This is a genomic window from Actinoplanes sp. L3-i22, from assembly GCF_019704555.1.
In the GTDB taxonomy this organism is placed as follows: domain Bacteria; phylum Actinomycetota; class Actinomycetes; order Mycobacteriales; family Micromonosporaceae; genus Actinoplanes.
Genome location: NZ_AP024745.1, coordinates 11580008 through 11593129 on the forward strand (window position 1 = coordinate 11580008; position 13122 = coordinate 11593129).

Annotated in this window: 15 protein-coding genes; 8 read left to right on the top strand and 7 right to left on the bottom strand. The window is 71.4% G+C overall.

Annotated features, from left to right (window positions below):
* Nucleotides 1–40: 40 nt before the first annotated feature.
* Nucleotides 41–526, bottom strand: a complete 486-nt coding sequence (locus tag L3i22_RS51400) for a CarD family transcriptional regulator (RefSeq protein WP_014447856.1) — start codon at nucleotides 524–526, stop codon at nucleotides 41–43.
* Nucleotides 527–860: 334 nt separating this feature from the next.
* Here L3i22_RS51400 and L3i22_RS51405 point away from each other — a divergent pair, with 334 nt between their 5' ends.
* Entirely contained in the window at nucleotides 861–1637 is a 777-nt protein-coding gene (locus L3i22_RS51405) for a hypothetical protein (RefSeq protein ID WP_221324645.1), read from the top strand.
* 264 nt (nucleotides 1638–1901) lie between these two features.
* Here L3i22_RS51405 and L3i22_RS51410 read toward each other — a convergent pair whose 3' ends face one another.
* The 3 genes from L3i22_RS51410 to L3i22_RS51420 are packed head-to-tail and all read right to left on the bottom strand — an operon-like array spanning nucleotide 1902 to nucleotide 4186.
* Nucleotides 1902–2354: a DUF6023 family protein gene (locus L3i22_RS51410; protein ID WP_221324646.1), complete on the bottom strand. Its 453-nt coding sequence runs from the start codon at nucleotides 2352–2354 to the stop codon at nucleotides 1902–1904.
* Entirely contained in the window at nucleotides 2351–3418 is a 1068-nt protein-coding gene (locus L3i22_RS51415; RefSeq protein ID WP_221324647.1) for a type III polyketide synthase, read from the bottom strand. The genes L3i22_RS51410 and L3i22_RS51415 overlap by 4 nt, the downstream gene beginning before the upstream one ends.
* A complete protein-coding gene (locus L3i22_RS51420; protein ID WP_221324648.1) occupies nucleotides 3419–4186 on the bottom strand; it encodes a bifunctional 2-polyprenyl-6-hydroxyphenol methylase/3-demethylubiquinol 3-O-methyltransferase UbiG in 768 nt (255 codons plus the stop codon).
* A gap of 139 nt (nucleotides 4187–4325) precedes the next feature.
* Between L3i22_RS51420 and L3i22_RS51425 the strand changes: the two genes are divergently transcribed.
* The 4 genes from L3i22_RS51425 (at nucleotide 4326) to disA (ending at nucleotide 8649) form a co-directional block, all read left to right on the top strand.
* The gene (locus L3i22_RS51425; protein ID WP_221324649.1) at nucleotides 4326–5153 is read left to right on the top strand and encodes a UbiA family prenyltransferase; all 828 of its coding nucleotides are present in this window, start codon (nucleotides 4326–4328) and stop codon (nucleotides 5151–5153) included.
* A gap of 94 nt (nucleotides 5154–5247) precedes the next feature.
* A complete protein-coding gene (locus L3i22_RS51430) occupies nucleotides 5248–5931 on the top strand; it encodes a hypothetical protein (RefSeq protein ID WP_221324650.1) in 684 nt (227 codons plus the stop codon).
* A 31-nt stretch (nucleotides 5932–5962) separates the two neighbouring features.
* Complete coding sequence (radA, locus tag L3i22_RS51435) at nucleotides 5963–7384, top strand: DNA repair protein RadA (RefSeq protein ID WP_221324651.1); 1422 nt, start codon at nucleotides 5963–5965, stop codon at nucleotides 7382–7384.
* Nucleotides 7385–7548: 164 nt separating this feature from the next.
* Entirely contained in the window at nucleotides 7549–8649 is a 1101-nt protein-coding gene (disA, locus tag L3i22_RS51440) for a DNA integrity scanning diadenylate cyclase DisA (RefSeq protein WP_370644587.1), read from the top strand.
* A gap of 131 nt (nucleotides 8650–8780) precedes the next feature.
* On the opposite strand, the gene L3i22_RS51445 is transcribed toward disA, so the two are convergent.
* Both L3i22_RS51445 and L3i22_RS51450 read right to left on the bottom strand, forming a co-directional pair.
* Nucleotides 8781–9290: a 2'-5' RNA ligase family protein gene (locus L3i22_RS51445; RefSeq protein WP_221324653.1), complete on the bottom strand. Its 510-nt coding sequence runs from the start codon at nucleotides 9288–9290 to the stop codon at nucleotides 8781–8783.
* Nucleotides 9291–9292: 2 nt separating this feature from the next.
* Nucleotides 9293–10051 carry an adhesin gene (locus L3i22_RS51450; protein WP_221324654.1) on the bottom strand — a complete coding sequence of 253 codons (759 nt, stop codon included), beginning with the start codon at nucleotides 10049–10051 and terminating at the stop codon, nucleotides 9293–9295.
* Between the two features lie 166 nt (nucleotides 10052–10217).
* Here L3i22_RS51450 and L3i22_RS51455 point away from each other — a divergent pair, with 166 nt between their 5' ends.
* The 3 genes from L3i22_RS51455 to L3i22_RS51465 are packed head-to-tail and all read left to right on the top strand — an operon-like array spanning nucleotide 10218 to nucleotide 12570.
* Nucleotides 10218–11114, top strand: coding sequence for an A/G-specific adenine glycosylase (locus tag L3i22_RS51455; RefSeq protein WP_221324655.1), 897 nt, complete (start codon nucleotides 10218–10220; stop codon nucleotides 11112–11114).
* 53 nt (nucleotides 11115–11167) lie between these two features.
* Entirely contained in the window at nucleotides 11168–11692 is a 525-nt protein-coding gene (locus L3i22_RS51460) for a SigE family RNA polymerase sigma factor (RefSeq protein ID WP_221330572.1), read from the top strand.
* The gene (locus L3i22_RS51465) at nucleotides 11689–12570 is read left to right on the top strand and encodes a hypothetical protein (protein WP_221324656.1); all 882 of its coding nucleotides are present in this window, start codon (nucleotides 11689–11691) and stop codon (nucleotides 12568–12570) included. Before L3i22_RS51460 ends, L3i22_RS51465 begins: the two co-directional genes overlap by 4 nt.
* Here the strand turns inward: L3i22_RS51465 and L3i22_RS51470 are convergent.
* Complete coding sequence (locus tag L3i22_RS51470; protein ID WP_221324657.1) at nucleotides 12533–13120, bottom strand: DUF4291 domain-containing protein; 588 nt, start codon at nucleotides 13118–13120, stop codon at nucleotides 12533–12535. The genes L3i22_RS51465 and L3i22_RS51470 overlap by 38 nt on opposite strands.
* Nucleotides 13121–13122 lie beyond the last annotated feature (2 nt).

The window sequence follows — 13122 nt, forward strand, 5'->3', positions numbered from 1 at the left end:
CGGTCGGCGATCACGGTGTTGAAAGATGCGTCGAGGTGGATCAGGCCTCGGTGAGGACCTTGTCGAGCAGGACCTCGGCCTCATCCTTCGTGCTCTTCTCAGCGAGGGCGACCTCGCCGACCAGGATGTCGCGGGCCTTCGCGAGCATGCGCTTCTCGCCGGCCGAGAGGCCGCGCTCCCGCTCGCGACGCCAAAGGTCGCGAACAACCTCGGCAACCTTGAGCGGGTTACCGGAAGCGAGCTTCTCCAGGTTGGCCTTGTAGCGCCGCGACCAGTTGGTCGGCTCCTCGGTGTGCGGAGCGCGGAGGACGTCGAAGACCTTGCCCAGGCCTTCCTCGCCAACCACTTCGCGCACGCCAACTTCCTCGGCGTTCTCAGCGGGCACCCGAACCGTCAGATCGCCCTGGGCGACACGCAGAACGAGATACTGCCTTTCAACGCCCTTGATGACCCTAGTCTCGATTGCCTCGATGAGTGCGGCCCCGTGGTGGGGGTAAACAACGGTCTCGCCGACACTGAAAACCATAGGTTCGAAACCCCTTTCGCTGTGTCTAGGGTAACACGCTCACGCGGCGCTGTCTTGCCCTGGCGGTCACTGTTAGTGCAGCTCAGGGGCCCTGTGACGGGGCTTTCTACCGCTTGACAGCAGAGCGGGAAGCTGCCTAAGTAACTGAAAGTGACTGAGACGTCACCCCAGCTGCTGATGAGTCGGAAATTCCGGACCTGATGGCTTTGCGAGATCAAGCGTATCGCTGAGGTCCACACCGCCCCACCACTGGCGATGCGGCGTAGCGTGCGAGACGCTGGACGGAAGTTCCCCGACCGAAGCAAGATCTGGTCGGCCAGGGGGGAGGTGAGTCATGGCAGGCGCGAGCGACAACGGTGGCTGGCCGCCGCCCGACGGCGGTTCCCCGGACGAGCTGCCCGACCTCCCCGAGGAGTGGGGCGTCATCGTCATTCCGGACGACCTCTCGGAGCTGTCCGACGAGGTTGAGGCGGTGCGTGCCGAGCTGCACCTGGCCCCGCCGCCGAACCGCTGGCAGCGCCTGGCGCGCCGGCCCGCGATGCGCCGGCTGCGCAAGGTGGGCACGCTGATGCTGCGCGCCCCGGTCCTGATCATCTCGATGGCGGTGCTGGTCACCGTGGCCAGCCTGTTCGCCTCGGCGTGGCCCGGCCCGGCCCGGCAGCCGGCCAACCAGCGCACCTCCGGCAGCACCCCGGCCCCGATCACCACGCTGCCGGCGCTCGAGCTGATCGGCACCGACGGGCAGCCGGTGCCGGTGCGCGGCCAGTTGCCGGTGGTCATCCTGCTCACGGACGGTTGCGACTGCGACGCGCTGATCGCCGAGACGATCGCCGCGGTCCGGCCGGACATCGCGGTCCTCGCCGTGTCGAGGTCCACGCCGTCGGTCGTCGCCTCCCACAGCCAGCTGACCACCGCGCAGACCCCGCGCGCCGACGGCAAGAACTTGCTCTTCCTGCGCGACCCCACCGGCACCCTGCGCGAGCAGGTCGGTCTCACCGCACAGGACGGGACCGCCTCGGCCATCCTGGTCACCGGCACCGGCACCATCCTTCGTAAGGTCTCGCACGTCGTCTCGGCCGGAGCGCTCCAGCCCGACCTCGACCGCCTCTGACCCGCCGAAGGACCCCCGACGCCACCTTCCCAACGACGTACCCACCCGGGTCGCCGCGTGTTCCGCAAAAAAACACGAATTAGGCAAAAGGCGTGTCACGTGCAAAGGGAACAAAACAGTCGGGCACGGTAAGCGACGAACGGGGGAAACCGGGCAGCGGGGCGCGGCGCGCCACGGTGTAGGAATCGGCCGTCGCACGCCAGAACGAAACGGTTTGCCAACCCGACAAACGCCGAAGACGAGTGGCGAAATAGAAACCGGCAATCAGTTCGGAGCGGCGCGTTCCAGCGTGTAGCGGAAAACGACCGGGCCCTGTTCGTCGACCGTCACGCGCACCCGTAGCTGAGAGCCGACACCGACGCTGAACACCTCCGGCGTACGGGTCCCCGAGCACGGCAGCCCTCGGCCCGACTCGTCGTCCCCGAAGCTGACCCGCACCCGGCTGCCGTCCGCCCCGGCGCACACCACCGCCACCTGGAACGCTCCCCCGTCGAGATCGGCGTCCTTCTCGTAGTTCCCGGACGCCGCCACCACCACGGTGTCGGACAACTCCTGGTCACCACTCTCCGGCAGGAGCTGCTCGGCGGTCAGCCGCCAGGACAGCAGCCGCGGATCGGAGTCGTCGTGCGGCGCGGCCCGCCACCACCAGACCCCGCCGGCCACCAGGATCAGGGCGGCCGTCCCGTGCAGGATCGCCCCGCGTACCCGTTCGCTCACGCTGCGACTGTAGAGAACTCGAGCAGCGCCCCGTACAACGTGAGGCCGGGACCGAACGCGAGCATGACCACCCGACGCGGCGGCCGCGCCTGCCGGCGCAGCGCTTCCAGGGCCAGGAGGACGGTCGGTGAGGAGCAATTTCCGTACGCCGACAGCACGCCCCGCGAGGCGGCGAGTGCCTGGTCGTCGAGGCCCAGCCGGTCCTGCACCACGTCGAGGATCTTCGGCCCGCCCGGGTGCACGGCCCACCCGTCCACCTCGCCGATCGTCAGCAGGTTCCGTTTGAGCAGGTCCTCGACCAGCGCCCGGACGTGCAGGGACAGCACCGACGGCACCTCCGGGGACAAGCCCATCCGGAAGCCGAGGTCGGTGACCTCCCAGGTCATGTGCCCGGCCGTGGTGCTGTCGGTGACCGCGGCCACCTCGCGAACCACGTACCCCGGAAGGTTTTGCGAGGCCGGGGTCAGCACCGCGGCCGCCGCCGCGTCGGAGAAGAGCGCGTGCGAGACGATCTGCTGCACGTCCGGCACGCCGTCGCCGGCCGGCTGCATGTGCAGGCTGGTCAGCTCGGCGCAGAGCAGCAGCGCGGGCCGGCCGCGGGCGACCACGTAGTCGCTCGCCGTGCCGAGGCCGGGCAGCGCCGCGTAGCAGCCCATGTGGCCGACGAAGAGCCGCTGCACGTTCGGTGACATGCCCAGGTCACGGGCGAGGACGATGTCGAGCCCGGGCGTCGCGTACCCGGTGCAGGAGCAGACCGCGAACAGCCCCAGATCGGACGCGGCCAGCCCGGCGTCGGCCAGTGCCCGGGTGACCGCGGCGCTGCCGAGCGGGATCGCCTCCGCCTGGTACCGCCGCATCCGGCGCTCGGTGGACCAGCCGGACACGTCCTCGTCCAACGGGCTCACCGCGGCCTGCCGGGTGACCACCCCGGAGTTCGCGAAGATCCGCCGGGCCAGGCCGCGGCGGCCACCCGCGTAGTGCCCGGCGAAAAAGCCCTCCCAGAGCGCGTCCTGCCCGGCGGAGGGCGGCAGTGCCACGCCCAGCCCGCTGATCACCGCCGCCACCTAGAGCCGTGCTTCCTGAGCCGCGGACGACGCTGTCGGCGAGGCCGCGGGCGACGCCGAGAAGGTCCCGACGCCCTGGTAGAGGACGGCGGTCGAGAAGGTGGGCACCATCCGGCCGAGGGGGCCGTCATCCGGCGCCCGCCGCCCGGTCAGCCACCGCGCCAGCCCGGCGGCGCTCGGCCGGACCCCGCGCACCGCCAGCCGCACGCCGTGCCGGGCGAACTCGGCCCGCAGGCGCGTCGGCGTCACGAACAGCCCCGGATCGTGCAGGCCGGCCGGTGCCACCCCGACCCGCTCACCCAGGGTGACCGTGATGAACCGGCTCAGCGCGTTGTCGTTCACCGTGTCCAGCACCACGCGCCCGTCCGGCCGCAGCACCCGGCACAGCTCGGCCACCGTGCCGCTCAGGTCGGTGACGTGCTCCAGGATCTCGCCGGCCGCCACCACGTCGACCGACCCGCTCGCGAACGGCAGCGCGGCGACATTCCCCGCGACCGGCACGACGCCCTGCTCACGGGCCAAACCCAACCCGGCGGTACGGAGGTCGACGCCGACGTGCTGATAGCCCATCGCGCGCACGTGCGGCGCGAGCAGCCCGCCGCCGCACCCGGCGTCCAGCAGGACCCGGCCGGGCCCGGCGGGTGGCGGGATCAGCTCGGCACGCGCCGCGGCCAGCCAGTGCAACAGCTCGAACCCGCCGCCTGGCCGCCACCACTCGCCGACCAGGTCGTCGTACTGGCACGGATCGTTACGCCGGATCGACAGCATGTGATCGAGCGTGGCACGGTTGCGCCCCGCCCACCACCGGAGACGATCAGCCTGTGGAAAACCCCTCCGGCCGTGAAGACGATCCGGCTGTGGAAAACCCGGCTGGCACGGTGGCCTCGTGAACCGCAGACTGCTTGGCATGTCCCGAGCCCTGGCCCTGCTGCGCTCGTCCCATCCGGAGCCGGGCGCCGCGGTCACCGTGGCGATGACCCTGCTCGCCTTCGGCGCCGGTCATCGCGGGTGGCGGCTGCTCTGCGTCTTCCTCGCGGTCGGGGCGAGCCAGCTCGCGGTCGGCTGGGTCAACGACTGGCTGGACGCCGACCGGGACCGGCTCGCCGGCCGGCGGGACAAGCCGATCGCGGACGGGGCGATCTCCCGCCGTACCGTAGGAATCTCGGGTTTGATCGCGGCCCTGGCCGCGCCTCTCGCGGCAGTTCCGCTGGGCGCGGCAGCCACCGTGACCATCGCCCTCGCCGCGATCTTCGGGCTGCTCTACGACTGGCCGCTGAAGTCGACGGCGTTCTCGGTGGTGCCCTATCTGGTGGCGTTCGGGCTGCTGCCGGCCTTCGTGGTGGTCGCCCTGCCGGGGCGTCCGATGCCGCCGTTGTGGCTGGTCGCGGCGGGTGCACTGCTCGGCGCCGGGGCGCATTTCGCGAACGTGCTGCCGGATCTGGAGGACGACGCGGCGACCGGGGTCCGCGGTCTGCCGCACCGGATCGGCGCCGCGGGCTCCCGGTTGGCCGCCGCGGTGCTTCTGCTGGGCGCGACGATCACGCTGGTCCTGGGACCACCCGGAGCGCCGTCGTGGTCCGGGTGGGCGGCCGGCGCGGCCGCCGTCGTGGTCCTTCCGATTGGCTGGTACGGAGCCCGCCGCGCGCACGGCCGACCGGTCGCACTGTTCCGCGCGGTGATCGTCGTGGCGCTGATCGACGTTCTCTTGCTGATCTTCAGTGGGCGCGTGGTGTGATCCACTCCGGCCGGATGGATGGGTCGGCGTACGCGGCCGTTTGCCGCCCACTAGGCTGATCTCACACCTTGGTGTCGCTATTTGGAGGATCGTGATGCGCTCGCTGGTAACCCGTCGCGCCGCCCTGGTCGCGGGTGTCGCCACCGCCGGTGCCATCGCGCTGGCCGGTTGCTCGGCCGGCCAGGTTGCCGAGACCGCCGCGCTGGACACGCCGATCGCCGGGGTGAACGCCGACGCCAAGTCCGCCGACGGCCTCGTCTCGGTCCGCAACGCCCAGGTGGAGTACAACGGGCTGAAGGGCTATGCGAAGGGCGCGAACGCTCCGCTCGAGCTGAGCCTCTACAACCAGACCGAGAAGGACGTCACGGTCACGATCGCCAGCACGCCGGCGACCCAGCCGCAGGTCGTCTCGGGCACCCAGGTGGGCTTCGTCACCGAGGCCGCGCCGGTCCAGCCGGCCGCCGGTGCCTCCGAGCCGGCCGTGGGCGCCTCGGTGGACGCGTCCGCCCCGGTCCTGCCGGTCACCCCGGCGGCCCCGACGGTGACCCCGGCGGAGATCAAGATCAAGGCGCTCGGCTCCGCGCTCTACCGTTCCTCCGACGCGCAGAAGCTGCAGATCATCGGCCTGAGCGACAACCTGGTCCCCGGCGCGAAGGTGAACCTGGTGTTCCACTTCAGCAACGGCGCGCCCGACCTGACCATCCAGGCGCCGGTCGCGATCCCGCTGACCCCGGCTTCCCGCGCGCCCGGCCTGGAGCACGAGAACACCGAAGAATGACGTTGTCGTACCCGGCGGCTAACTTGGCCGGGTGACGACCTCTCGGACAAGTTCCAAGGCGGCCCGGCCGGCTTACGTCTGCGACGCCTGCGGCCACCAGCCGCCCAAATGGCTGGGCCGGTGCCCGGAGTGCGCCGAGTGGGGCTCGATCATCGAGTCGACGGTCACGGTCGGGGTCTCCGGCCGGGTGGTCAGCTCGCAGATGCCGTCCGAGCCGGCCAAGCCGATCTCGCAGATCAGTGCCGCGCCCGCGCGCGCCGTGCCGTCCGGGGTCAGTGAGCTCGACCGGGTGCTCGGCGGCGGCATGGTGCCCGGCGCGGTGGTGCTGCTCGCCGGTGAGCCGGGGGTCGGCAAGTCGACCCTGCTGCTCGACGTGGCCCAGCAGTGGGCGGCCGGCGCCGGCAGCCCGTCGCTGGTGGTCAGCGGTGAGGAGTCGGTGAGCCAGGTCCGCCTGCGGGCGGAGCGGCTCGGCGCCTTGCACGAGCGCCTGTTCCTGGCCGCCGAGAACGATTTGGGTACGGTCATCGGCCACCTCGACGCGGTCAAGCCGGGCCTGCTGGTGCTCGACTCGGTGCAGACCTTCTCGGTTCCCGGCACCGAGGGCGTGCCCGGCGGGGTCACCCAGGTCCGCGCGGTGACCGCGGCGCTGGTCTCGATCGCCAAGGAGCGCGGCATCGCCACCGTCCTGGTCGGCCACGTGACCAAGGACGGTCAGGTCGCCGGTCCCCGGGTGCTGGAGCACCTGGTCGACGTGGTGCTGCACTTCGAGGGCGACAAGCATTCGTCGTTGCGCCTGGTGCGCGGGGTGAAGAACCGGTTCGGCGCGGCCGACGAGGTGGGCTGCTTCGAGATGCACGAGGGCGGCATCACCAGCCTGTCCGACCCGTCCGGGCTGTTCCTCACCCGCTACCAGGAGCCGGTGCCGGGCACCTGCGTGACGGTCGCGATGGAGGGCCGGCGGGCGCTGGTCACCGAGGTGCAGGCGCTGATCGGCGCCGAGGTGCAGGGCTCCCCGCGGCGGACGGTGTCCGGCCTCGACAGCGCCCGGCTGGCGATGGTGCTGGCGGTGCTCGAACGGCGTACCAAGCAGTTGAAGCTCTACAACCGCGAGGTCTTCGCGGCGACCGTCGGCGGCATCCGGCTGACCGAGCCCTCCGCCGACCTGGCGATGGCCCTGGCGGTGGCGTCCGGCGGGCTGGATCTGGCGATGGCGCCGACCCTGGTGGCGATCGGTGAGGTCGGCCTGACCGGGGAGATCCGCCGGGTGAGCGCGATCGGCCGGCGGCTGGCCGAGGCGGCGCGGCTCGGTTTCCGGGTGGCGCTGGTCCCACCGGGGAGCACCACCACCGGCGAGGGCGTCGCACCCAAGGGCATGCAGGTGATCGAGGTCGGCGACCTGCGGTCGGCGTTGCAGAGCGCGGCGCGCGCCTCGGCCGAACACAACAAAGGGTGACCCAGAGTGACGAATCATCACGCTACGGAGCATTCATCGAACCATGCCTCGTTGCTCTGTTTCGCAGTTCGTAGACTGTACCGGTGCCGCTCGACCGCGATGGTTCCAAGTCCGCCGCCAGTTCAACGCCGCGCCCCGGCGTCAACGGCACGGGCCACCGTGCCGTGGCCCCGTTGACCGGCGTCGGCCTCACCGGAGGCGCCAGCGATCCGATCCGGGCCAACCTCGCCCTGATGGCGCCCGGCACCGCCCTGCGCGACGGGCTGGAACGGATCCTGCGCGGCCGCACCGGCGCGCTGATCGTGCTCGGCTACGACTCGACCGTCGAGCAGATCTGCACCGGCGGCTTCCCGCTCGATGTGGAGTTCTCCGCCACCCGGCTGCGTGAGCTGTGCAAGATGGACGGCGCGGTGGTGATGTCCAGCGACGGCACCCGCATCCTCCGGGCCGCCGTGCACCTGATGCCCGACCCGTCCATCCCGTCGGAGGAGTCCGGCACCCGGCACCGCACCGCCGAGCGGGTCGCCAAGCAGACCAGCTTCCCGGTGATCTCGGTGAGCCAGTCGATGCACATCATCGGGCTGTATGTGAACGGCCAGCGCCACGTGCTGGACGACTCGGCCGCCATCCTGTCCCGGGCCAACCAGGCGCTGGCCACGCTGGAGCGGTACAAGCTGCGGCTGGACGAGGTGTCCGGCACGCTCTCCGCGCTGGAGATCGAGGACCTGGTCACCGTCCGGGACGCGGTCGCGGTGGTGCAGCGGCTGGAGATGGTCCGCCGGATCGCCGACGAGATCTCGGGCTACGTGGTGGAGCTCGGCACCGACGGCCGGCTGCTCGCCCTGCAACTCGACGAGCTGATGGCCGGCGTCGACTCGGACCGCACCCTGGTGATCCGGGACTACCTGCCCACCGGCCGCAAGGCCCGCACGCTGGACGAGGCGCTCGTCGAGCTGGACCTGCTCACCGCGACCGAGATGATCGACCTGGTCGCGGTCGCCAAGGCGATCGGCTACCAGGGCGCATCCGACGCGCTGGACGCGGCGGTCTCGCCGCGCGGGTTCCGGCTGCTGGCCAAGGTGCCGCGGCTGCCCGGGCAGATCGTGGACCGGTTGGTGGATCACTTCGGCAGCCTGCAGCGGCTGCTCGGGGCGACGGTGGAGGACCTGCAGGCGGTCGAGGGGGTGGGCGACGCGCGGGCCCGTGGGGTGCGCGAGGGGCTGTCCCGGCTGGCCGAGGCGTCGATCCTGGAGCGTTACGTCTAGGCGGGGTTATCCACACCAGCGCGTTGTCCACAGGCCCCGGCATGATCTTGGGGTGGCGCGGGATAATGGTTGTGGGGCCGCCCCCCGGTGAGGGTGGGGGCTGTTTTTTCGCGGTTCCATGATCACGCCCCTCACAGGGGATGTGCGATGTCGTTCGCGTGGTCGGCGATCGCCGCGCCGGTCACCGTCGCGGTCAGCGGCAGGATCTCCAGGCACCGCCGGATCGCCGGCGCCATCATCGGGTTCGGCACCCGCATCGACACCGTGCAGTGCGGCACCCACAACCCCGGCCGATAGTGCTCCCAGACCTCCACACCGCCCGCTGAGAGCCGTTCGTGCACCACCCGGTGGTGCGCCATCAACTCGGCCGTCATGGTCACACCGAGCCACAGGACCCGTCCGACGAACTGGCCGGCGAAATCCATCCGCAGGGTCAGGCCCCGCCCGACGGTGAGGCCGTCCAGGGCGGCCGCCGCGGCATGCGGGTCGATGGTCCGCGCCGCCGCGAGCGAGACGTGCGGCCGGTGCTTCTGGTGCAGTGCGCCAAGGGTGGGGATGCCCTCGTCGCCGAGGGCACGCCACAGTGTCCGGATCCGCCGCGTCGCGTCGACGTCCAGGTAGAGCTCGAGGGCGGCGACCAAGCTCAGGAGATGGTCAGGTCGACCGGGCTGCTGACGATCGTGTCCAGCCGGCCGCGCAGGGTGTACTGCCCGGCGGCGGGGGCCGGACCGGACGCTTCCACGCCGCTGCACGCGGTGGACTGGCGACCGTTCCAGGTGATGTTGTAGTTCCGCTGCTCACCGGGCTTGAGCGTCTGCACGTCGCTGCCCTTGGCGGTGCTGCACTTGTCGGAAGACCAGTACTTCTGGGCGCCCTGCTCGAGGTAGAGCTCTTGCGGGTCGGCGCCGACGTCGCGGGTACACGTACGGGAACCGATGTTTTTGATCGTCAAAGTGATCGCCAGGTTGGCGCCGCGCTTGACCGTCTTGGCGGCCGGGACCGGTGTGACGGAGATCTCGGTGTCCGCGCAGGCGGTGCCGGACTGGCCGTTGGCGTTGGTGTTGGTCCCGTTGGTGTTCGTGTTGGCGCTCGGCAGCAGGCCGCTGTCACCGTCGGTGGACTGCGGCTGCACCGGGTCGGGGTAGGCCTGACCGCCGGGCGGCGCCGAGTCGATCAGGCCGTCGTCGGTGGGCGACGCCGAGCTGGACGGCGCTTTCGCCCCGCCGGAGGCCGGTGCCGGGGTCGGCAGGGACGACGAGGCGTTCTTCTTGTCCGCCGGCTTGTCGTCCTGTTGGGAGCACGCCACGAACAGCGCGATGAGGCCCAGCAGCAGAGCGCCGAGCACGACCGCGCGTCGCCGCCAGTAGACCGCGGAGGGGAGGGGACCAACCGTCGTACGCATGATGTGGCCCACCGTAAACCCGACCCCGGTAGCCGTCGCGCGCGACGCGCCGAGCGACCGAATCCGACTCCCCGATAGTTCGTTAGAAATAGACCTCGCGCGGAAATTTCTGTCCGGCGTAGTGATCGATCTCGTGCTCCCCCGCCCGCCTACAGTAGGTCTCGCTATGACTCTCGCCGACGAAGTAATCGCCTGGTACGACCTCAACGCCCGGGACCTGCCGTGGCGGCAGCCGGCCACCACCCCCTGGGGTGTCCTGGTCAGCGAGGTGATGCTGCAGCAGACCCCGGTGGTCCGGGTCGAGCCGGCCTGGCGGTCCTGGATGACCCGCTGGCCCACGCCCGCCGCGCTCGCCGCCGACCCGCAGTCCGAGGCGGTCCGGATGTGGGGGCGGCTCGGGTACCCCCGGCGGGCGATGCGGCTGCACGCGTGCGCGCTGGCGATCGTCGAGCGGCACGGCGGCCGGGTGCCGGACGAGCTGGATCAGCTGCTGGCGCTGCCCGGGGTGGGGACGTACACCGCACGGGCGGTGGCGACGTTCGCGTACGGCCAGCGCCACCCGGTCGTCGACACGAACGTCCGCCGGGTGGTCTCCCGCGCCGTCGAGGGCAAGCCGGACGCCGGCCCGGCGACCACCGCCGCCGACCTGGTCGCGATGGAGGAGCTGCTGCCCGAGGAGACGGCTCGCGCCGCCCGGGCCAGCATCGCGTTCATGGAGCTCGGCGCGATCGTCTGCACCGCCCGCGCGCCGAAGTGCGTGGACTGCCCGTTCCATCAGGTCTGCGCGTGGCGGCTGACCGGCGAGCCGCTGCCGGCCGGGCCGAGTCGCAAACCGCAGCGGTACGCGGGCACCGACCGTCAGGTCCGTGGCCTGCTCCTGGAGGTGCTGCGGCACGCCACCGGCCCGGTCCCCCGCCAGCGCCTCGACGTGGTCTGGGCCGACGAGGTGCAGCGCGCCCGGGCCCTGGCCGGCCTGGTCGAGGACGGGCTGGTGGAGTCGCTCGGGGCGAACGACTTCGTGCTGGCCGGCGACGCGCCTGCGTTCGAGCGCCAAATTCTTTGAGTCGGGGCGGCAACCCTCTTCGGACGGTCGGCGTGTGAAGGGTTGTGAATGCAATCACGGGGGTCACGGAGGACTTCACCGACTTCGTCCGATCCCGAACGCCGGCGCTGCTGCGCACGGCCTTTCTCCTGACCGGTGATCGGCACCTCGCCGAGGACCTGGTCCAGGACGCGCTCGCGCGGACCCACCGGGCCGTCCGGCGACTCTCGGCGGACGGACATTACGAGGCCTATACCCGTACGGCGATGTATCACCTCCAGGTGAGCCGCTGGCGGCGCCGCCGGGTCGCCGAGTCGCTGCCCGGCGAGCTGACCGACCGGGCCGACCCGGGCAGCGACCACGCCGGGCGGGTCAGTCTGCAGATCGCCCTGCACAAGGCGCTCGCCCAGCTCACCCCCCGCCAGCGGGCGGTGCTGGTGCTGCGCTTCTTCGAGGACCGGACCGAGAGCGAGGCCGCCGAGATGCTCGGCTGCTCGATCGGCACGGTCAAGAGCCAGACCAGCAAGGCGCTGGCGCGCATGCGGCAGATCGCGCCGGACCTGATGAACGCCGGGCAGATGGAGGGAGTGGATCGATGAACGAGGATTTCAGCGTCCTGCGGGAGACGATGGGCCGGCTCTCCGAGCACGGCGGCGAGGCCGATCTGCACGACCGGATGCTGGCGACGTCGCGGCGGATCACCCGGCGCAACCGGGTGGTCGGGACCGCCGCGGTGGCGGTGGCGATCGTCGCGATCGGCACCCCGTTCGCACTGGCCGGGACGCGCGGAGCGGCGCCCGATCCGAACGTGGCGACCCAGCCGTCGGTCACCTTCTCGCCCGCACCCAGCGTCTCCGGTTCCCCCTCCGCCACCCCGTCGTCGCCCACTTCGTCCAGGTCGTCCACGTCGTCGACGCCGACCGTGCAGAACGGCTGCCCGGTCACCTCGCAGGTGCTCTTCGACGCCGTCGAGGCGGACGGCGGGCAGGTCAAGAGCGGTGACAAGTGGCGTGACATCGAATGCCACGACGGGTGGGCCTCGGCCTGGTACCTGCAGAAGGTCCCGACCGGTGACCCCGGGGCGACCGTCTTCAAGTACAGCGAGGCGGCCGGCAAGTGGACCGCGGTGGGCAGCGGCAGCGGGGACTACTGCACGGCGTACCTGCCGCGTGGTGAGTGGAGCAAGTTCGCCAAGGCGTGCGACGGCGTCGACCCGGCCGCGCCCTGCCCGACCGGGAACACCGAGACGGTCGACGCCATCGAGGCCGGCCAGTGGGCCGGGGACGTGCGGGCCGGGGACGTGTTCCAGGAGCTGGCCTGCGGGGACAAGTACGCCGTCCAGCAACTGATCGACGGGTCCAAGAAGACGTTCGTGATGCGGTGGGACTCCGGGCGGGAGCGGTGGACGGCCATCGCGGCCGGCGCCTGCAAGGCGGTCGTCAAGAGTCCCTACGGCAACCCGTCGATCTGCCCCTGACCTCCGGATAGACGCGCTCGGGCGGCAGCAACGCCACCGCCCGGGCCTCGTCGCCCGCGTCCAGGTGCCGCCGGATCTCCCGGACCCGATCGGTCACGTCGGTGATCCCGGTGGTCCACTCGTCGACGTAGCGGGGCACCGCCGCCCCGCCGATGCCGAGCTGCAGCGATCGGTACGGCAACTCGCGCAGCCGCAGGTCCCGCTCCGGATCCCACTGCACCCGGACCGGCGCCCGCTTCAACTCCCGCTGCCAGTCGGCGCGGCTCGCGTGGACCCCGCGCTGGTAGCTGCTGTGCGCGGCGTGCGCCAGCGCCCACTCGAAGCCCGCCCGGGTGATCGTGACGGCGAGCACGTGCTCCTGGCCCTCCTTGGTGGCCCAGCCGCAGCGGTACATCATCCACAGGAACGACGGCTTGATCCACGTCATCCGGTCCCGTTTGAACGGCGGAACGAACCGCCCCGCGCGCACCGCCGGCACCGCGATCGCCGGTGAGTAGGCCTGGTAGACGGTGATCGTCTGGTCGTCGTAGACCGCTCGGATCTCATGCACGC

Excerpts from the sequence above, each read along its gene's own strand:
- L3i22_RS51400 (WP_014447856.1), bottom strand. The coding sequence starts at position 526 with ATGGTTTTCAGTGTCGGCGAGACCGTTGTTTACCCCCACCACGGGGCC.
- L3i22_RS51425 (WP_221324649.1), top strand. The coding sequence starts at position 4,326 with ATGTCCCGAGCCCTGGCCCTGCTGCGCTCGTCCCATCCGGAGCCGGGC.
- L3i22_RS51420 (WP_221324648.1), bottom strand. The coding sequence starts at position 4,186 with ATGCTGTCGATCCGGCGTAACGATCCGTGCCAGTACGACGACCTGGTC.
- L3i22_RS51430 (WP_221324650.1), top strand. The coding sequence starts at position 5,248 with ATGCGCTCGCTGGTAACCCGTCGCGCCGCCCTGGTCGCGGGTGTCGCC.
- L3i22_RS51465 (WP_221324656.1), top strand. The coding sequence starts at position 11,689 with ATGAACGAGGATTTCAGCGTCCTGCGGGAGACGATGGGCCGGCTCTCC.
- L3i22_RS51455 (WP_221324655.1), top strand. The coding sequence starts at position 10,218 with ATGACTCTCGCCGACGAAGTAATCGCCTGGTACGACCTCAACGCCCGG.
- L3i22_RS51405 (WP_221324645.1), top strand. The coding sequence starts at position 861 with ATGGCAGGCGCGAGCGACAACGGTGGCTGGCCGCCGCCCGACGGCGGT.
- L3i22_RS51450 (WP_221324654.1), bottom strand. The coding sequence starts at position 10,051 with ATGCGTACGACGGTTGGTCCCCTCCCCTCCGCGGTCTACTGGCGGCGA.